The organism is Pseudomonas sp. FG98 (genome assembly GCF_057808595.1).
The window spans coordinates 1-599 of the sequence record NZ_JBMDIJ010000183.1 but is presented as its reverse complement, the minus strand read 5'-3'; the positions used below and the strand labels follow the sequence as shown (position 1 = coordinate 599).

At 53.8% G+C, this 599-nt stretch carries 1 protein-coding gene; it reads right to left on the bottom strand.

Going from position 1 to position 599, the window contains the following annotated elements:
* Positions 1 to 599, bottom strand: a 599-nt coding sequence (locus ACODSK_RS32640; protein WP_489022281.1) for an IS110 family transposase, incomplete at both ends; no start/stop codon positions are given.

Sequence of the window (599 nt, the reverse complement as noted above, 5' to 3'; positions counted from 1 at the left end):
CGTCGTACTTCTGAGTCGCCTCTCTTCGTCAGCTTTGCCTGGCCTTTCTTCTGCCCTGACTGCACCTGCCTCAAGTCCAACCCAAGAAAAGCGATGAACGCATCACTGTTGTCGAACGCGCCACGTTGGTAAGTCGCTACCAGGCGTGCGGCGGTTAGAAAACCAATGCCTTCAACCTTCATGCAGCGCTTCACAACTGATAACAATCCGGCTTGGTCCAATACGTCCCTGATCTTGTCTTCAACCGCTTGTTCAAGACGTCGCATCGCTATTAGATGATCTGACAACTCAGTTTCTAGCAGCGGCTCATTCGCCCAGCTTTGGGTCAGACTAACTCGCATCTTGACCAGCGCAGCGCGGCGACGGAACAGGCTCAGAAGCGTGAGGTAGAGAGGGGAAGGCGGCACCCAGGGTTTCAGCTTTTTGCTTTCGTGGCTCAGAAAGCGGGCCAGCAAACGTGCATCAAGAGCATCTGTTTTCGAGCGCACGTTGACGCTTTTACGGTAATGGCTCAGTGCATAGCCATCGATCATGTAGATGGCACAGCCCGCCTTGTAGGCCATGTTCGCAAACAGCACGTGATAACTACCGGTTGCTTC